This window comes from Paenibacillus sp. 7516, from assembly GCF_002272715.1.
Classification (GTDB): Bacteria; Bacillota; Bacilli; order Paenibacillales; family Paenibacillaceae; genus Paenibacillus; species Paenibacillus illinoisensis_A.
Genome location: NZ_NPBI01000024.1, coordinates 219,468 through 237,386, shown reverse-complemented (window position 1 = coordinate 237,386; position 17,919 = coordinate 219,468). Strand labels below are relative to the sequence as shown.

Annotated in this window: 17 protein-coding genes; 4 read left to right on the top strand and 13 right to left on the bottom strand. The window is 49.3% G+C overall.

Annotation, left to right across the window (positions count from 1 at the left end; translation table 11 throughout):
• Nucleotides 1-177: 177 nt before the first annotated feature.
• Complete coding sequence (locus tag CHI14_RS20665; protein WP_095290855.1) at nucleotides 178-1,191, top strand: substrate-binding domain-containing protein; 1,014 nt, start codon at nucleotides 178-180, stop codon at nucleotides 1,189-1,191.
• Nucleotides 1,192-1,334: 143 nt separating this feature from the next.
• Here CHI14_RS20665 and CHI14_RS20660 read toward each other — a convergent pair whose 3' ends face one another.
• Together CHI14_RS20660 and CHI14_RS20655 are read right to left on the bottom strand one after the other, a co-directional pair.
• The gene (locus tag CHI14_RS20660) at nucleotides 1,335-2,762 is read right to left on the bottom strand and encodes a pectate lyase family protein (RefSeq protein WP_095290853.1); all 1,428 of its coding nucleotides are present in this window, start codon (nucleotides 2,760-2,762) and stop codon (nucleotides 1,335-1,337) included.
• A gap of 292 nt (nucleotides 2,763-3,054) precedes the next feature.
• On the bottom strand, nucleotides 3,055-3,570 hold the full coding sequence (locus CHI14_RS20655) for a DUF2179 domain-containing protein (RefSeq protein WP_095290851.1): 516 nt from the start codon (nucleotides 3,568-3,570) through the stop codon (nucleotides 3,055-3,057).
• A gap of 314 nt (nucleotides 3,571-3,884) precedes the next feature.
• Between CHI14_RS20655 and CHI14_RS20650 the strand changes: the two genes are divergently transcribed.
• A complete protein-coding gene (locus CHI14_RS20650) occupies nucleotides 3,885-4,985 on the top strand; it encodes a Leu/Phe/Val dehydrogenase (RefSeq protein ID WP_095290848.1) in 1,101 nt (366 codons plus the stop codon).
• A gap of 133 nt (nucleotides 4,986-5,118) precedes the next feature.
• Here CHI14_RS20650 and CHI14_RS20645 read toward each other — a convergent pair whose 3' ends face one another.
• The 9 genes from CHI14_RS20645 to CHI14_RS20605 form a co-directional block, all read right to left on the bottom strand.
• Nucleotides 5,119-6,774 (bottom strand): hypothetical protein, encoded by a 1,656-nt coding sequence (locus CHI14_RS20645; protein ID WP_095290846.1) that lies wholly within the window; start codon nucleotides 6,772-6,774, stop codon nucleotides 5,119-5,121.
• 1 nt (nucleotide 6,775) lies between these two features.
• On the bottom strand, nucleotides 6,776-7,561 hold the full coding sequence (locus CHI14_RS20640; RefSeq protein WP_095290845.1) for an ABC transporter ATP-binding protein: 786 nt from the start codon (nucleotides 7,559-7,561) through the stop codon (nucleotides 6,776-6,778).
• Between the two features lie 251 nt (nucleotides 7,562-7,812).
• Nucleotides 7,813-8,448, bottom strand: coding sequence for a PepSY domain-containing protein (locus tag CHI14_RS20635; RefSeq protein WP_170948207.1), 636 nt, complete (start codon nucleotides 8,446-8,448; stop codon nucleotides 7,813-7,815).
• 153 nt (nucleotides 8,449-8,601) lie between these two features.
• Entirely contained in the window at nucleotides 8,602-9,393 is a 792-nt protein-coding gene (locus CHI14_RS20630) for a PepSY domain-containing protein (RefSeq protein WP_141236714.1), read from the bottom strand.
• Nucleotides 9,394-9,469: 76 nt separating this feature from the next.
• Nucleotides 9,470-10,858, bottom strand: a complete 1,389-nt coding sequence (locus CHI14_RS20625; RefSeq protein WP_095290841.1) for a sensor histidine kinase — start codon at nucleotides 10,856-10,858, stop codon at nucleotides 9,470-9,472.
• Complete coding sequence (locus tag CHI14_RS20620; RefSeq protein ID WP_095290839.1) at nucleotides 10,855-11,598, bottom strand: response regulator transcription factor; 744 nt, start codon at nucleotides 11,596-11,598, stop codon at nucleotides 10,855-10,857. Before CHI14_RS20620 ends, CHI14_RS20625 begins: the two co-directional genes overlap by 4 nt.
• A gap of 47 nt (nucleotides 11,599-11,645) precedes the next feature.
• On the bottom strand, nucleotides 11,646-12,290 hold the full coding sequence (locus CHI14_RS20615) for an SDR family oxidoreductase (RefSeq protein ID WP_095290837.1): 645 nt from the start codon (nucleotides 12,288-12,290) through the stop codon (nucleotides 11,646-11,648).
• 313 nt (nucleotides 12,291-12,603) lie between these two features.
• On the bottom strand, nucleotides 12,604-13,785 hold the full coding sequence (locus CHI14_RS20610; RefSeq protein WP_095290835.1) for an NAD(P)/FAD-dependent oxidoreductase: 1,182 nt from the start codon (nucleotides 13,783-13,785) through the stop codon (nucleotides 12,604-12,606).
• Between the two features lie 23 nt (nucleotides 13,786-13,808).
• Nucleotides 13,809-14,255, bottom strand: a complete 447-nt coding sequence (locus tag CHI14_RS20605; protein ID WP_095290826.1) for a DUF1641 domain-containing protein — start codon at nucleotides 14,253-14,255, stop codon at nucleotides 13,809-13,811.
• A 681-nt stretch (nucleotides 14,256-14,936) separates the two neighbouring features.
• On the opposite strand from CHI14_RS20605, the gene CHI14_RS20595 reads away from it, so the two are divergent.
• Nucleotides 14,937-15,110, top strand: coding sequence for a CsbD family protein (locus CHI14_RS20595; RefSeq protein WP_082704104.1), 174 nt, complete (start codon nucleotides 14,937-14,939; stop codon nucleotides 15,108-15,110).
• Between the two features lie 169 nt (nucleotides 15,111-15,279).
• On the opposite strand, the gene CHI14_RS20590 is transcribed toward CHI14_RS20595, so the two are convergent.
• Nucleotides 15,280-16,281 (bottom strand): NAD-dependent epimerase/dehydratase family protein, encoded by a 1,002-nt coding sequence (locus CHI14_RS20590; protein ID WP_170948206.1) that lies wholly within the window; start codon nucleotides 16,279-16,281, stop codon nucleotides 15,280-15,282.
• 146 nt (nucleotides 16,282-16,427) lie between these two features.
• On the opposite strand from CHI14_RS20590, the gene CHI14_RS20585 reads away from it, so the two are divergent.
• Entirely contained in the window at nucleotides 16,428-16,973 is a 546-nt protein-coding gene (locus CHI14_RS20585) for a cupin domain-containing protein (RefSeq protein ID WP_249281185.1), read from the top strand.
• A 131-nt stretch (nucleotides 16,974-17,104) separates the two neighbouring features.
• Here the strand turns inward: CHI14_RS20585 and CHI14_RS20580 are convergent, their stop codons facing one another.
• Nucleotides 17,105-17,761 (bottom strand): TVP38/TMEM64 family protein, encoded by a 657-nt coding sequence (locus tag CHI14_RS20580; protein ID WP_095290807.1) that lies wholly within the window; start codon nucleotides 17,759-17,761, stop codon nucleotides 17,105-17,107.
• Nucleotides 17,762-17,919 lie beyond the last annotated feature (158 nt).

Sequence of the window (17,919 nt, the reverse complement as noted above, 5' to 3'; positions counted from 1 at the left end):
AACGCAAGATGCTGAAAAATTAGCGCAGATCCTGCCAGAATTTCTTTATTCCATGTGGGTAACGATGTATACTGATATGGGTGGTTATTATGTTTAAGTAAGCGCTAATCATAATGACAGCACATTGTATGTAAACCGGCTTGAAGGAGGCGACCAAAGCTGAAGAACAATATCACCATGCGGGATATCGCCGATAAGCTCGGAGTTAGCAGTGTGACGGTCTCGAAAGCATTGAATGATAAAGATGGCGTCAGTGGCGAATTGAAGGAAAAAATCAAAGTGCTTGCCGTTCAGATGGGCTATCGGTATAATGCCGCAGCCCGCTCGATGAAGGAAGGCTTGACTCATAATATAGGTGTTATTATCCCGGAGCGTTTTACCGGACCTACCCAATCGTTCTACGTACGCGTATTCCAGCGCATCACCAAGCATTTGGAGGACCAAGGATACTATGGTATTCTGCACATTCTGAATGGTCAGGACGAAGAGGATTTAACACTGCCCAAACTATACAGCGACAGCAAAGTGGATGGTTTCATTGTGCTTGGGCAGATCAGCAAAGAGTATATCGAACTGGTGCAGTCGATGGACGTTCCCAAAATGTTTCTTGATTTCTACGACGAGCATGCGGATATCGATTCTGTCGTTACCGATAACTTTTACGCTGCTTACGAGCTGACCAACGTTCTGGTCCAGCAGGGACACCGGCGTATTGCTTATGTCGGGAATCTATATTCTACAAGCAGCATTCAGGATCGATTCCTTGGATATTACAAATCATTGCTGGAGCATCGGTTGCCGATGAATCAGGAGCTTGTGCTTAACGACAGGGATGAGCGGGGTACGTTCATTGAGATCGATCTGCCCGAGCAGCTGCCGACGGCTTTTGTATGTAACTGCGATCAGGTCGCTCATTTACTCGTTCAGAAACTGACCTCCTTGGGGATACAGGTGCCCGCACAATGCTCCGTGGTTGGTTTCGATAACGATATCTATGCCACCCTCTCCGACCCCCAACTAACTACGGTTGAAGTCGATGTGGAACAGATGGCGCGCACGGCGGTTCAATCCATGCTCAAAAAGATTGATAACCCAAGCCGCAGCTTCGGACGCGTACATGTGAAGGGCAACATCATTTATCGTGATTCCGTGAGTGCTGCACCTGCTTCTCAGGATGATGGATTGGTTTAACTAAGGACTTCTGTTGCTTAAAAAGAGTGCTCCCGGCCATGGTGGCTGCAGGAGCACTCTTTGTTTATAAAAAATGCGGTGGAGCGGGTTGGCATCCCCCCACCCCTCATTCAATCATCACATTACCTGCTGCATTGGGTTATCTAGTAGCTTGTCTTCAGCCAATTGTCTTTGGACCAGGTTAATTTGCCTGCACCCGCTCCACTTGATCCCGTCAGTCGGGCATTCAGCGTCGCCGGATCATCCGTAGTATAACTGTAAGGAAGGGACGAAAATCCATTCCAGGAGAAGCTCTTCACTGCAGCCGGTACCGGGCTGAGCGGACTGCCTGAAGTATCACTGCTGCCGCGGAATGAGCTTCCATCCAGGGAATATATCGTGTCCGTCACCCGAATTTTGCCTGTATACGCAGCATCGGCCGGATCCGTCTGATTATTCCGAACCGGGAACTGCACGTCCTGGATCACCGATTTCTCCACCAGCACCGCCCCGCTCTCTGTGGAGATGGCCCCGTTGCTGATGATATCAAAATGATAGCCTTTGGACGAGATCGCAGCAGCCATCGCCGACGTAATTTTGGATTTGGCTGCACGCGCCCCTGTCGCATCCATCACGATATTATAGGCATGTGCATTCCCTCCACGCAGGCGTGGCATGCGATCCTGAATGTCCTTATACAGGTTATGGTGCAGGGTCATGGACAGATTGGCGTTCGCTGATTCGAAGCTCGTTGAGCCGACCAAATGTCCTTTTTTCTGAGGGGACGAAATGGCAATGATATCGGCTTTGTTGAGCCCTACCGCGCTGCTGCGCAGATAGTTGTACATCGGATAGGCTGCCTTGTTCGCTTCCAGCTCATTGATCTGCTGGGTAACCCAGCTGTTCGCGCTGCCGTCATCCCCTTTGAAGAGAGACCAGGAAATGGTCACACCGCTGGTTCCCTTTTTCGAATCCACAAGCCCGTCGTAGGCTTTATTGAATGTACAGTGGTCAATCCACACGTTACTGTTCTCTTCATGGGTGATATAATCCCAGTCATTTTTATCATAATCGCCCTTGGTTGCTTCATCCCATTCCCATAACTCGTCAAATTCAAGGTTACGAATGATAACATTGGAGCTGCGTTTGACGCTGATGGCTGCATGTTTGATCTTAGCCCCGTTAGCTGAGAAAATGGTCAGTCCATTGAAGCTGTCAATCGTCAGCTTGCTTACGCCCGTCTGCTTCAGTACGGGGTGAGTCAGTGCATCATTATGCTTCGCAAAAGGGGATGTCTGGGCGGCGCTCGGAATTTCGTTCCACCCCAGATTCAGGTCGTTCATGATCTCGACGACTTTGACACCGGAGTTCTTTTTCAACGCTGCAGCCAGATCCGCTGCATTATAGACCTTTTTATACCTGGACGTATCCGATTCGCTGATGGAACCCCCGCCCGTGTTCCCCTGGGAGAAACCTGTAAGATTGTAATCTGCGTTTCCTGCTGCCTGTACACTTGTTGGGCCAGACAGTAGGGTCAGCCCCAATGTAAGAGCCAGTGCGGCACTGCACCATGTTCGAATCCTGCTTTTCATAGAACGATTCCTCCCTGAATTATAATGAGCATGTCCGTCCAACCCTGCCAGTGCATGTCATGAAGGACATGTCCACAATGTACATCCTGGAAGCGATTACAACAATAATCCCTATTTTGGGTTCTTGATAATCGTTGTCGGAGCTGCATGGGTGCTGCGAGGAGTGTACTCTAGGCAACCACCAATCGTACGAAATTAACTTCTAAGGAAGTTCTTCAGGGATAAGGAAAAGCAATGAAACCGAAACTGCTCACAAAAAAACAGGCCTGCAGCGCGGCATGCCTGTTTTATCCTATTTTTTGATGGAACGTGTCCAAAATCCGCCATGGAACTGCTTCGGTTCTACAGTAATCACAAATGCCTTCGGGTCCAGTTCCAGAATGGTCTGGTACAGCAATTTCTGATTTTTCCGTTTCGCCAGAATCTCCATGACCAAACGATCTCCGTCACGTCCACTGCCTACCCAGGCCGTAACCCCATAACCTCTATCTCGCAGTGCATTGGCTACATTCCCGCCCATCTGATTACAGATGACTTTAACCGTAACATAACCGAGCGCAATCTTTTCTTCAATCCAGGCTCCGAGCAATACACCCAGGCCATAGCCTACGGCATAAACGATCAATGCAGACGGTTGGGTCAGGTACTTCAAGACCAAATTCAGCCCCAGTACATAAATGACGATCTCACCCATGCTGATGAGGGCTGCGATATATTTCTGTCCTTTGAGTGTCAGAATCATCCGAAGCGTATAAGCCGACACATACACGATTTGGATCAAAAAGATAAACAACAATATTTTAAGCAACGGCAATCCCTCTTTCCTGGCATGCACAACGGTTGGGCCCACGATCCGGGCTTCGGTCCGTATCCTGTACGTTTTTCCATATCTCCATCATTGGACATTATGCGAGCCTTTTAAACGGTTGAAAGCAAATCTCGGGGCTTTCTTGTCGAATGACACGCTGGAATTGCCATTATAGAACCGTTTGTCCCGATTATCAACCCGGCCGAAGACCCAGGGGCGAAACCAGGTTTTTGCGAATAGAATGAAGAGCAGTGAACGGAGAGCAAACGCTCAGACGACAAGATGGGTACAAGGTGACATAAGGGGGAAGGGCCATGCTGCTATGGCAGGAAATGGAGCGCGAAGGCCTCGAAGAACTCGTATTTTGTCATGATCCACACAGTGGACTGCGGGCTGTCATTGCCATCCACAGCACCGTCCTTGGGCCAGCGCTGGGAGGCTGCCGCTGCTGGTCTTATGCTTCGGAGGAAGAAGCTGTTCGCGATGCAATTAAACTGGCCAAAGGCATGACTTACAAAAATGCCGTATCCAACCTGCCGTATGGCGGCGGAAAAGCCGTGGTCTGGGAGCTGCCGGCGGCAGAACAAGTATCGGGAGTGGAGCCGTCCGGCAATAACAGCTTGAACCTGAGTGTCTCTCAACGTGCGCATATTTTTCGCACGCTGGGACGCTTCCTGGAACGACTGAACGGACGCTATGTTACAGGCCTAGATCTGGGAACTACGGCAGCAGACATGGACCAGATCCGGTTGGAAACCACCTATGTGACGGATACAACCGGGTCACTGGGGGCACAAAATGACTTCACCGCCGAGATGACTGCCTACGGGGTGTATACAGGCATTGTGACCTCGCTGCAGCATCAGGGGGTCACTACTCTTCAGGGCATTCCCGTTGCCGTCCAGGGACTGGGCAAGGTTGGGCATGCCCTGTGCCGCCACCTGCATGCAGCCGGGGCACGGCTCATTGTGGCAGACGTTGTACCAGAACGTGTACAACGTGCCCTTGTGCAGTTCAGCGGCGCTACCCCGGCCGATCCGGCCCATATTCACGCCGCTGACTGCAAGGTGTTCGCCCCCTGTGCACTGGGGGGCGTGTTGACCCCGACAACAGTGGAAGAGCTGCGCTGCTCCATCGTTGCCGGGGCAGCGAACAACCAGCTCAGCCACCGGGAGCCGGTTGTTCGCCGCATGCAGGCGCGGGGTATTCTGTACGCGCCTGACTATGTGCTTAACGCAGGCGGCATCATCAGCACCGCCTACGAGCTGGAGGGTGAGGGGCCGGACCAGATCCGCCAGCGGGTGGCGGAAATCGCGGATACACTCACCCAGGTCTACCAACTAGCTGCGGCATCAAGCATCTCCACTGCCGATGCCGCAGACCGGATGGCTGAGGCCCGACTTGCTCAGCCATGAATTGCCCTCCTCTTTCTTTACCGAATGATCTTCAAAGGCAAAAGGCCAACCTGGTTCAGATGAACGGGTTGGCCTTCGTTCTTATGGTGTACTTTCGTGCGTTGTTCCGTTCCTTGTCTACTCCCCACTCACTTCAAGCCTGAGCATGCACCCGCTTGTCACGGTATAACATGGTCCAGAGCAGCACATTGGCCACAATCAGAAGTCCACCGAAGATCCAGATGCCTCCTGGCAGCGTACGAAAGAAAACATGCATCCCCCATAGCAAGGCAATCACCGGAAATCCCGCGAATACGAACCAGCCATCACTTTGCTGGGCAATACTAAAGGATAGGGAGAACGGCGGCTTGCGCAATAACAATTTGCCTGTTAACGGAATCAGGGCCGTAGCCACCAGCAGGATCACAGCCAGATCAGGCAGAATGCGCAGACCAAATGTCCAGGCAAACACAATGGCATTCAGCAGAAACACAGGCAAGAACATATTGCTCATAAATGCCTTCAGTGCACCCTTATAGAGCACATTCTCACTCGCAATCGGCGCGGCCCGGAAGGCCCAAAATGCCTTGTATTGGCCCGAATACTTCAGCATGATGATCACCGAAACGATAATAATCAGCATGATGTACAGTGTATAAAAGAACGAGCTCTCTCTAAGTTCCGCCCACGTGGATGACTGCAGCTGGGTGAACCAGAAGACATAAGGCAGGACAAAGGATAATCCAATGGATGGGTATACCTTCAGCTTGAATTCCCGCTCATTCCGCATCATGCTCGCTGACAGCCGGAAGCAGGCCTGCTCCTCTCCGGAACGGCAGAACGCTCTGGCAAGCGTGCGATCCCATGACCCTTTTCTTCGCCCCGAGGTTGATCCGGAATGGGCCATTTTCTCCAAATACAGTTCAAAGGAAGGCATCAGCTTCACATAGATAACCAAACTGATCATTGGAACAACAACAGCCAGCGCGCTGAAGGTATACAGCCATACATCCCCACCACCACCGAACAGCCATTCATATACAGCTGCATACCACACGGGAGGAAGTAAGAGCTGCCACCAGGCTGGCGTGAATACCATGTCAAAATCAATGATACTGAATGACCGTGCCACCAGCTGATATCCAACAGCGATTCCAACGGATAACAAAATCTGTACCATGTTGATCATGTCTTTCAGCTTCTCTCCATCCAGAAACTTCATCATGAACAGGTAAACTAGAGATGTAGTGACCAGAATGAACATATTGATCAGAATGAGTTCCGCGATGAATAACAGGAAGAATCCGATGCCATGTGTGATTAAGCCCGCAACCAGTGGTACGGCTGTCAGGGAACCTGTCAGCAGCAGCAAATAGACTCCGGCATGAATGGCCCGGGCCATGCCAATCGTACGGCCATTCACCGGCTTGGTCATAATGATATTCCGATCCCGGATATCCAGCAGCACAGATGAAAAGTCCGAGATCATGGACGTCATGATGATAAACATCAGTACAGCGTTGACCAGACCCATCTGGAGCATATAATGACCCGTATCCCAGACGACAAATGGCACCAGAAGCAAACCCATCAATCCGTACAACCAGAGGGACCGAAGGTACAGGTTCCCTTCCTTCTGCTCCTTATTACCGCTGCGTGCCGACAATACAGTCGGTACCCTACGCTGGTCCATTTGAAATTTTACTCTCAATATAAGCCGCAGTACATCATAATCCGCACCCGTCTTGGTAATGATATGGCGAAAATGATCCAGGATCTTCAGCGTACGGAATTCGGAGGATTCCGCCATATCAATACACCTCCTGCACGATCGATACAAAGCGTTCGGCAATCGCCTTATGCTCATTAAAGCCCGTTAATTGGTTAAACACCTCTTCGAGCGTGCCTTCCATGGACTGCTGCTGCAGCTGCCTGAATGTCCCGTCTGCCATCACTCTTCCTTCCGCAATGAGAATGATCCGGCTGCTGATCTTCTCGACCACGTCCATGATGTGTGAGGAATAGAAGATGGTTGTCCCTTTGGCCGACAGCTGTGACAAAATCTCCTTGACCACCATCACGCTATTGGCGTCGAGTCCACTGAGCGGTTCATCCAAAAACAGCAGATCCGGATCATGCAGCAATGCTGAGATGAGCAGCACTTTCTGGCGCATCCCCTTCGAGAACGAGGCAATGCGGGAATGATAGGATTTCTCGAGTCCAAAGCAATCCATCAGCTGCTTCGCCTTGTAATCAGCATCCGCATAAGACAAGCCATACAGTTCCCCAATAAATGTCAGGTATTCTGCTGGCGTCAGTTGTTCATACAGCTCTGCAACTTCAGGTACATAACCGATTCTGCGTTTATATTCCGTATCACCATCTGCGATATCTTTGCCAAAGATGCAAACCTTACCCACATATCCTTCAACCAGTCCCAGCAGAATTTTGACCGTGGTGCTTTTGCCAGCTCCATTCGGACCGATGTACCCGATCATCTCTCCCCGCTTCACCTCAAGATCAATTCCGTTCAGGACATAACGTCCGTTATAACGCATCCGCAAGCCTTCAATGGAAAGTACTTGTTCTTCGTTCACTTCGTTATCCAGCTCCTGTCTCTGTCTATTTCTATAATTCTACTAGTTTACCACAGTTTAGGATGTTGTGATCCGAAATGAACATCATAATTAACAACAGACCTCTAAGATAATGATGAAAAGACAGCAAAAAGGACGCTTCATATGAAGCGTCCTTTACTATGAGCACGCAGCTTTCAAGAGGTATTCTCTCAAGATGTAAGAGCATGCTAACTTGTATTTATTTTAATGGGTGTCTTAACGTTCTTTCATTAATCCTCGTCGTCAAAATCCTGGTCAAAGGACAGCACTTTACCTGTATTGGCATCCACATCAACATCCGCTTCCCCATCCGCGGTTCTGATCTCGATCTCATAGACATAACGTCCGTCATCATGGTCGAGCTCAATTTCGGTTACTTTTCCACCTGACACCTGTTTCAGGGCAATCGCAGAGGCTTGTGCTTCGGTCAGTTTAACCTGTTTTGCAGCAGACTGGTTGGAAGAAGTACTTGTAACAGAGCCATTGTAATTATAATCATCATCGTCGTCATAGTCTTCATCATCCACAACCGCCAGGATCTTGCCTGTGTAGGCATCCAGTCGTACCACAACGTCATTGCTTCCTTTGCGGTCGATTTCAACTTCGTAGAACGTTTGGCCGTTTCTGCGCTCCAGATCGATATCGTCCACTTTACCCTCAGCCGCTTTTAATGCCGCTGCTTTGGCTTGCGCTCCTGTCAGCAATTTGCCAGTGTTGCTCTGATTCTGTGTGACCGACTGCGAAGTCGATGATGGCGTGGTTTGTACCGACTGTCCGTTTACACTGCTGCTCGCCGCTACCGCCGATCCTCCAAGAAGTACTGCTGCCGAAATGCTGCCAATCCATAGTTTGTGTTTGTTCATCATCATGTTTCATCTCCTCGTTATTGTTCTCGTTCTCGTCTACAGTTATAGAATAACCTGTGCGTATGAGAGATTAGCGAGAGTCAGATTAGAATTTGATGAGAAAATGAGATGAACATTCACAGCATCATTGCATCTCCATTGTTGAGACTTTACTTAATCTTCTTCGTCTTCATCCCATGTCACGGACCGAATCGCTCCGGATATCGCGTTCACCTGCACGATAGCTTCCCTGCCGTCCTCCAGATCAATCTCGACCAGATAATAGGGATTCCCACTATTCGTTCCGCGGAGCTCCGTGTCATCCACTTCCCCGGGAACTCTGGCAAGTGCCTTTTGCTCAGCTTCCTTCTCACTAAGAAACTGCGGAGTATCATTCTCTTTTCCCGGTTCGGAAGCTGGAGCATCCAGCGTCTGGGAAGATTGCTTCTCCCCGTTATATGGATCAACCGTCCACTGCTCCCGGCGATTATCCTTCATTTTCCATACGGCCAGATAAACCGGACTTCCCTGCTGTTCCACCAGTTCCAGTGATACCAGCTGCTCATCGGTTTGCTTCCGTAACTCCGTCTTGATCTGCTCCCGGCTGAGCAGTGTTTTTTCTTCAGCCTGAGGATTGGATTCCAGCCGCGTAATGGCATTGACTGTAGCGGTTACTGCATCCAGCTGTACATCATATAGCCCAGTTTCGGATCGAAGCTGCATGATATACGTACCGTCCTTCAACGTGGAATTCACAATTTCTCCAGGGTATTGTTCCAATACGGCCTGAGCCGCTGCATCCGCACTAAGCATCACACGGCTGGACTGCCATGGCTGCCACCAGCCTACGATTGCGACAAGCAGCACAGCCACAATACCTGCCCCCCACCATATCGGTCGCTTTGACCTTCCGCTCGTCTGCTGCTGTTCCCGTTTCATTTCCGGTGGTATCTGTGACTTTTCCAATCTGCCTCCCCCTTTCACAAGTGCATCTGCTCTCGTGAGACTCTTGGCATCAGTATACAAGAGAAGAATGAGAATTTCATGAGAACAGGGTCGTCTGAACGGATACTGGCAAAATAATCGAAGCTTCAGTGCCTACACCTTCTGCACTCTTCAGTTCAACACGTGCCCCTATAGCCCCTGCGATGTCCTTCGCGAGAGACAATCCCAAGCCCGATCCACTTGCTCCGCCGCTGCGGGTTCTTGCCGGGTCCACACGGTAGAAACGATCAAATACTTTGGTTAGCTCTTCCTCCGGCATTCCAATCCCCGAATCAACGATGCATATCCGGCATTCCTGTCCTTTCGATTCCAGTCTGACTTCAATGGCATCCTCGCTGTACTTGCGGGCATTGTCCAGCAGAATAAACAACATCTGCTTCAACTTACTTTCATCACTGATCACCCAGATACTGCCCGGATCATCACAATAAACTTCACGGTGATAGGCTTCCCGGAAGGCTCGAGTGGAATCCTGAGCCAGACGTGTGATATCAAGCCTTTCCAGCTGTACGTTCCATTGCTCCGGCTGCTTGGCCAGCAAGAGCAGCTGTTCAGTCATCTCCCGCATGCGAACGGATTCAGACAGTATGGCTTCAACAGCCTCGTCGAACACCTCAGGTCGTTCCTTGCCCCGTCGCTGCAGCAGACTGGCATAACTCTCAATAATGGTCAGCGGTGTTTTCAGCTCATGCGAGGCATCCGAAACGAAACGCTCCTGCCGCTCGAAGTTGGATTCCAGCAAATCCATCATGCGGTTGAACGTCTGCCCCATGGTACTCAGTTCATCCTTCGATTGGGCAGCCAGTGGAAGCCGCTTAAACTGGCCGCTTGACTGGATATCACTCATGGTACGGGTCATCTGCTGAATCGGCCTTGTCATCCGGTTCGCCAGAATTCGGCTGGAGATGATCGCAGGGATCAACGCGATAATCGTTACAGCGACCAGAACCGTACGCAGCACAGACAAGCCATTCTCGGTATCTGCGACACTTTCGGTGACTTGTACATTCACCACTTCACCATCAGGCCAGATTACGGGCACAGACACCCAGACATACTCCAGCTGTCCAACCCGGGTATACTCCGATTTCTTTTGGCTCTCGTACTTATAGGGCAGTTTGCTTAGCATCTCGTTCAATTGAGGCTCTGTCGCTGTCGTTACCGGATCGGAACTGGTACCATCCTCATTGACAATGCGCAGCATTCCTTCCACCGGCGCATAGGCACGCAGCAGATCATCCGGAGGAATGGATTCGGCAGAATCGCGCACTCCTGTTACGATCGAGCCGGCCTCAGCTTCGACACGCTTGATCTCATTAGACATTGAAATTCGTTCAAATACGATATACACGGACAGGTTTACAGCGATGAGCAGCACCGCAAACAATACCGAGGAGTATCCATAAATTTTGCTCCGCAGACTCATGATTGCTCCTTCAGAACGTATCCAACACCACGAACGGTATGTATTAAGGGTGGAGTGAATCCGTTATCTACCTTTTTGCGCACATAACGGATATACACATCCACGACATTGGTATCTCCGTAATAATCGTAACCCCAAACGGCCTGTACAATCTGGTCACGACTTAATACCTGACGCTGATTCTGCAGCAGATACACGAGAAGATCGAACTCACGTGGAGTAAGTTCGATAGGTATTCCATCCCGGGAAACCTCCCTTGTACCCTCATTCAACTTCAATCCAGCGGCAGTAAGCCAGCCTGTATCTTCTTCAGTCATATGGCTTGTTGTGTCTTGATTGGCATGTCGTATTACCCCGGATGAAGAAGCGGCTGCGGCACTCAGCCGGAGCGCTGCCCGCACTCTGGCAAGCAGTTCTTCGATTCGGAAAGGTTTAGTAATGTAATCATTGGCACCGAGATCAAGTCCAGACACCTTGTCCTCGACCGAATCCTTCGCTGTCAGCATCAGGATGGGTACCATGGCATCTTTGGCACGGATTCGCCGCAATACCTCAATTCCACTCAGACCTGGCAGCATGATATCCAACAGAATCAGATCCCACTGGCCGCCATGATACATTTCCAACCCTTCCGTACCGCTCCCTGCCTTCCCCACCTGATATCCCTCATACTGTAATTCAAGTTCAAGCAGGCGTGCAATTTTGGGTTCATCTTCAATCACCAGCACGGCTTCATTCATACCGAGTTCCCCCTCGTTCCATTCTCCCGATATCTTACAATAGAACTCTACAGTTTGCCCAATGCATCCTCCACGAGGTCGTCCCCGGCAATCAGGTCAAAGGCCATTCGATATGTCTTCTCCTCTTGCAGGGATGCCGCGATAACTCGGGCCACATCCTCACGAGATATGCTTCCTGGTTTCAAGTCTGTTCCTACCGCGATTTTGCCTGTTCCTGGTTCGTTTTTCAAGCCACCAGGGCGAATAATCGTATAATTCAGCTCGCTTGCAAACAGCGCGCGATCGGCATAATGCTTCGCCACATAGTATGGTTTAATGGCATCCGACCATTTCTCCCGCTGATCTGCACCAAAAGCACTGACCAGAATGTATCTGGAAATGCCCTGCTGCAGTGCGGCCTCCATTGTTTTTACAGCCCCGTCGAGATCAATAAGGAGTGTCTTGTCTGCACCTGTAGACCCACCGGACCCTGCCGTGAATACGACGGCATCATGATCCTTCATCGCTTCAGCCAGGTCATTCACGCTGCCCTCCAGATCACCCATGACTACATTTGCACCTAACTGTTTCAAAGCATCCGCCTGTTCCGGTCTGCGAATCATCGCCGTCACCTGATGCTTGCCTCCCTGGGCGAGCTGTTCCACAAGCATCTTGCCGATTTGTCCGTTTGCTCCAATAACCAATACATTCATATGTCATGCTCCTCTCGGTTAAACGGGTAACCCCGTGTAGCTTTATCCTTCTCTGGACTTGTCTTTAATTTAAACGAAAGCCGGCGCTTCTAAGCGCCGGCTGCTGTGATCCCATCCGTTTAGCGCATGTCAGCGCATAAATAATGCTTCATATACTTCTTAATATACCATACACCCTGTACTGTCTATACCTGACCCAGCTCATCCAGTTCTGCAGCCCTTTTAACCTCACTTGCTCCTTAGCGTTTAACCCTGGCTGAAGCAACGCAAAAAGGGTGCCCCAAAGGGCACCCTTTTATGAATGGCTACTAAATTAGTAAGCCAGTGCGAACAATCCGTGGATGTGAGACAGGTAACGGATGTTACTTGCTTCTTTCATCATGGTTGCTGGCAGACCTTTCAGACGAGTCTGGTTGCCACCGATCATGCCGACAGCATCCTTACGACCCAGACTTCCCAGTGTACCGGAGAATACTGGTGTGAAGGATTCCATTGCGCCACCTTTGAACATTACGCTCAGATTGTGACCAATGGTTTCACCCATTTGCCAAGCCAGTTGTGCAGTTGGAGGATAAGGGCGAGCACCTTCGCTAGGGAAGACAACTGCGCTGTCACCAGCAACGAACACATCTTTGTGGGATGTGGATTGCAGAACTTCCGTAACTTTAGCACGGCCGCGATCCACTTCAATTCCACTGTTAGCAACAACCGCATTACCTTGTACGCCACCTGTCCATACGAGTGTGTTCGTAGGGATGGAGCTGCCGTCTTTCAGCAATACTTCGTTTTCTTTCATCTCTGTGATCGCTACGCCAACGATGAAGTTAACGCCACGTTTCTCGAGACTTGATTTTGCACGGTCAACCAATTCTGGCGGGAATCCTGCAAGAATGGATGGACCTGCTTCAACGGTATACAGGGAGATATCGTTGAAATCGATACCTTTTTCTTGGCATACGCCTGGCAGCAGGTCAGCGAATTCGCCGACAAGCTCGATGCCAGTCAAACCGCCGCCACCAATAACAAACGTTGCGTCTGCTTTGTTGCCGGATTGTTTGTAAGCATCCAGACGTGCTTCAACGTGTGCACGAATGCGGTTAGCATCGCTAACGGATTTCAGCGTGAAGCTGTACTCCTGCAATCCCGGAATTCCGAAGAATGCCGTTTCGCTACCCAGGGCAACGACGAGTGCATCATAAGAGTAAGTAGAGCCGCTGGTCATCAGAACTTTTTTCTCGTCCGGCTTGATTGTATCCACCGTATCGATTTTCAAGTTCACGTTTTTACCACGCAGCAATTTTTCAAGCGGAAGAGCAACTGCCTTTTCAGCAATGCTTCCTGCTGCAAGACGGTGCAGTTCCGTAATAATTTGGTGCGTAGGGTAACGGTTCACGACTGTGATTGTCGCTTCTTCCGGTGTCAGGTATTGACGCGCAGTCAGCGCAGTCAAAAGACCACCGTAACCTCCGCCCAAGATCAAAATTTGCTTCGACATATCCATCCTCCGTTCTTCTAATCTTAACGTTGCTGTTGTTGACGCTCGTTCAGAATGCTCAGGAATGATTGAGCAAAACGCAGCGTTTGTTGTACGTTTGGATCTTTAAGCATTTTGAGCATAGCGAACAGACCAACCGAAGTTTGCTCTGCTTGCGCACGATCACTTGCTTCGATTGCAGCGGAAGCTACACCTTTGGCTTTGTCTACAACTGGTTTAGCGAATTCACCCATTGCGCTCATTGTGTCGCTGATCAGAACTTTGTCTGTAGCTACGCTTTGTGCAAAGTCATAAGCTTTGGTCATGGCAGTAACCATTTCAGCCAGTTTAGGCAGGTTTTCAACCAGAACGGTCAGAGACTCCTGTACCTCAGGTTTCATCAGTTGATCGAGCACGTCCAAGGACTGGCGCTCGGAAACGTTGGCACCTTCTGTAACTGGCACCTCTTGTTGAGTAGGCGATTGTGACATAAGAGAAAGTCCTCCTTTACTTTGGGATAGAAGTCCGCGACTTTCATGATGCCTGTCAAGCAGAGCCGAACCACGAATACAAGGGATACATTGAAATGTACCAAATTTCACACAATAGAAAGAGCGAAGCCCAAGGGCCGCTCTCGGATCATGTATTGTATTGGGTCTATTGCGGACAACATGTGTTGACGCAAAACGACAAGCAGGCCGAAACCGAACTCTATACCCTTATATTACACCTCTTACACATGAACATGAAAAAGAAATTTTTTACACTTGTGAAGATATTGTGAACATTGTAACAAATCCGATTTTTTTGTCAAGCTTCGCGCTCGGAATGTAACCGTTTATCCTTTTGTTCCAGATCTGCGTTCCTACCACATGTGGTATTAAGACAAGATCACATACGTCCATATGTGCGAAAAAGTACATATAGAGGATTTTTTCAGTCTTATTTTTAGGAAGTGTTTTCCAAAACCATGAATTCCATGCAACGAATTTGGTCACTATCGTTATTATGCAGCTTGTCATGCTGGCTTATTCCCTATTCGCTCAATTCTTCCTGATGAGAATCTTCACTTTGTTTCAGGCCCCTACGACAGCTTCTTATGATGGACGAAGTTTAAAATTACAGAAACCCGGTTAATAAGGACTACACCAGAAATGAAGGAGATGTTCGATATGAGTAATTCAACTAGCGATAAAATCAAAGCAGGCGTGAATAAAGCCAAAGGCGAAGTGAAGGATCAGATCGGTAACGCAACAAATAACAGATCCCTTCAGGCTGAGGGTAAAAAGGACAAGGCGAAAGGCGCGGTTCAAGATAAAATTGCCGATGTAAAAGATCGCCACTAGGATCCGGTCTCATATGCTTCGTACGACCAAGTCGTGCACTATATACGTGATGATGTCGGCCCGTAGACAAGCTGCATAAACATGCCTATACCTACGGGGCAGAAAAAAGCCAAGGAAGGTGTTATTCCAATCACCCTTCCCTGGCTTTTTTTGATTGCAGTAAGCTGTATCAAATCGCTGGGGCCGCATATCTAGCCATATCCACGATAAACTCATGACTTCCTCTCGATGTTTGATACTGTCTGCTGAATTGTCGTACCCAATCCGGATGCTCATGATACCAGCGGTATGTCTTTTCCAGCCCCTGTTCCAATGTAATCTGCGGTTTCCATCCCAATTCTTCTCTTAATTTGCCCGAATAAACGACCAAACTGGAGCCTCTGGACTGAGTCGGTTCCTGATCCCGAATCTCCACATCTCCTATGGAGCGCTGCAGTGATTGCAGCAGCTCGCCAATCTCCTGCATCGTTGTGCCTTGTCCTGTCGAGATGTTATACGTATGCCGATCTTGTCCATGCAGCATAATCTGTTCAATGGCTTTCAGTGCATCATCGATATACAGAAAATCACGTACAGCAGATCCTTGAATATCCAGCCGCAAGCCATCCAGCATCCGGCCAAAATTGCGGGGAATGATTCGGTCAGGCAGCTGCCATGGCCCATAAAGGTTGGTTAGACGGAAGATTTTGATAGGGAGGTTGTAACATTGGGCATAGGAATGAGCGAGCGTCTCACAGGCTACTTTGGATGCCGAATAGGGTGATACTGGAGCATATACGTCTGATTCGGAGTACACTCTGCCAAACTCGCCTCCATAGACCTCTACCGAGGAGGCCAGTACAACCGGAATACGATGATCGGCTGCATATTGCAAAATGGCCTGCGTGCTTAGTGTGTTGTTACGAAACACTTCTCCTGGGTGATGGTAGGAATAATCCACATGCGGCATGGCTGCCAGGTGAATGATATAATCGGTTCCCTGAGGCAAGCTGAAGCGGTCTGAAGCGAGGTCACAACAAGTGAAGGTCATCTCATGCAGCGGGGAGCTGTGAACAAGTCTCTGACAATAGTCATCCCGGTCGATCAGGGTAATGCGGTGGCCTTTTTGGGCCAAATAATGAGAAAGATTGAATCCCACAAATCCGGAAGCCCCTGTAATGACAATGTTCACCAAACCATTCCTCCTTGGATTTTACTCAGGCAGGCTCTTAAGGCGAGCGTATGTATTGAGTATAACCTTAAATTGATACGTTTTGTATCATTTTCCATTCATTTTTTATTCGTTTTTTATTTGTCTTGCTGTGGAGTACGACATGAATGCGGGTAATAAATAGTGAGGTGATGATGATGAATGAACCAAGAGAGAATATAGAGACCTTTTACTTCAAAGACGATGGCGTGATTCCGAACAACCCAAACTTACCAGTTCTGCTGTATAAGGGCGTATGGGCAAAAGACCCGTCCCGAGCAGAGTCGCTGTTGAACAACAATAATTGGGGAAACAGCTGGATTAATGGTGTGTTTGACTATCATCACTTTCATAGCAATGCCCATGAAGCACTAGCAGTGGTAAGCGGTTTCGTTCAGCTGATTCTGGGCGGGGAAAAGGGACAGAGAGTTTATCTGCAAACGGGAGATATTGTTGTGCTTCCTGCAGGAACAGGACATAAGCGTCTGGAAGCCAGCTCTGATTTTCGTATAGCAGGTGCTTACCCTGGCGGCACAAGCTACAATACCCGTACAGGTGATCCGGGAGAACGTCCTGAAGTGCTACGAGAGATTCAGGGTGTGCCCATCCCTGATACGGATCCAGTCTACGGGAACGAGGGACCATTGTTGGAATTATGGAATAAAGGCAAATAAGAGGGTGCCTGCATATGAGTGAACCAAAAAGAAAAACAGACTGTTAACGAGAAAAATCCATATCCTCGATAACAGTCTGTTTAGCTTATGCGCGTAACCAGGTACCGTAGAACCGTATTGCATGCGGCTGATCAGGAAGAAATGGTGTTCCCTGAAGAGGGATTGGATTCGTTCCGTTTCTCCTCGGACGATGAACGGGTGAAGTGTCTCTCCAGCTTCCGACTGGCCCACAACGATACAGCGATAAACAGCAGTACACCAATCCACCTTACTGGATGCTCCAGGAATTGGGCCACATTGGAGCCAATGTAGGTCACGCAGAAAATCATGATGCCCTTACCAAATCCTACGGCGAGCAGGAAAGACATGAGTCTCATTCGGGCAATACCTGCCGCCACATTAATAATGACAAACGGACCGACCGGAAAGATGCTCAGCAAAAATACATAACTAAACGCATTCCGCCGAATCCATACCATGCTCCGCTGAACACGCGGTTTGCTGGACCATCGTTCCACGAAGGCAGATTTCCCAATCTCCCGGACCAGCAAGAAGGTCAGAGTACAACCGAGCACCATTCCAATCCACGAGTACAAAAATCCCGCCCATAGTCCGTATACTGCACCATTAACCCCCACGATCAGCAGGGTCGGAAGCGGTGGCACAAAGGACTTCATAAAGGTCAGCAGTATACCCGGAAGCGGCCCCAGGGAACGAAACTGCTCCAGCCAATAACGAATATTCTCTTCCGTAATATAGGACATGATGTCCAGAGGTACCGGGGTCATGTGCATCCTTCCAATCTATTCAGTCTCCATCCGTTTACATCGCAATTACTGTCCTCGAATGATCTGGGTACAGTTCATCTTCTTCTCACAGTATAACGTACGAATTCACTTCAAACCGTTGTTAATTTGAAGAAATATTCACAGATGAGACCAACATA

What these genes read in the sequence shown, in the direction of transcription:
- CHI14_RS20610 (WP_095290835.1), bottom strand. Translation starts at nt 13,785, where the DNA reads ATGTCGAAGCAAATTTTGATCTTGGGCGGAGGTTACGGTGGTCTTTTG.
- CHI14_RS20650 (WP_095290848.1), top strand. Translation starts at nt 3,885, where the DNA reads ATGCTGCTATGGCAGGAAATGGAGCGCGAAGGCCTCGAAGAACTCGTA.
- CHI14_RS20580 (WP_095290807.1), bottom strand. Translation starts at nt 17,761, where the DNA reads ATGACCCCGGTACCTCTGGACATCATGTCCTATATTACGGAAGAGAAT.
- CHI14_RS20625 (WP_095290841.1), bottom strand. Translation starts at nt 10,858, where the DNA reads ATGAGTCTGCGGAGCAAAATTTATGGATACTCCTCGGTATTGTTTGCG.
- CHI14_RS20605 (WP_095290826.1), bottom strand. Translation starts at nt 14,255, where the DNA reads ATGTCACAATCGCCTACTCAACAAGAGGTGCCAGTTACAGAAGGTGCC.
- CHI14_RS20585 (WP_249281185.1), top strand. Translation starts at nt 16,428, where the DNA reads ATGCGGGTAATAAATAGTGAGGTGATGATGATGAATGAACCAAGAGAG.
- CHI14_RS20595 (WP_082704104.1), top strand. Translation starts at nt 14,937, where the DNA reads ATGAGTAATTCAACTAGCGATAAAATCAAAGCAGGCGTGAATAAAGCC.
- CHI14_RS20660 (WP_095290853.1), bottom strand. Translation starts at nt 2,762, where the DNA reads ATGAAAAGCAGGATTCGAACATGGTGCAGTGCCGCACTGGCTCTTACA.
- CHI14_RS20620 (WP_095290839.1), bottom strand. Translation starts at nt 11,598, where the DNA reads ATGAATGAAGCCGTGCTGGTGATTGAAGATGAACCCAAAATTGCACGC.
- CHI14_RS20635 (WP_170948207.1), bottom strand. Translation starts at nt 8,448, where the DNA reads ATGATGAACAAACACAAACTATGGATTGGCAGCATTTCGGCAGCAGTA.
- CHI14_RS20665 (WP_095290855.1), top strand. Translation starts at nt 178, where the DNA reads ATGCGGGATATCGCCGATAAGCTCGGAGTTAGCAGTGTGACGGTCTCG.
- CHI14_RS20645 (WP_095290846.1), bottom strand. Translation starts at nt 6,774, where the DNA reads ATGGCGGAATCCTCCGAATTCCGTACGCTGAAGATCCTGGATCATTTT.
- CHI14_RS20615 (WP_095290837.1), bottom strand. Translation starts at nt 12,290, where the DNA reads ATGAATGTATTGGTTATTGGAGCAAACGGACAAATCGGCAAGATGCTT.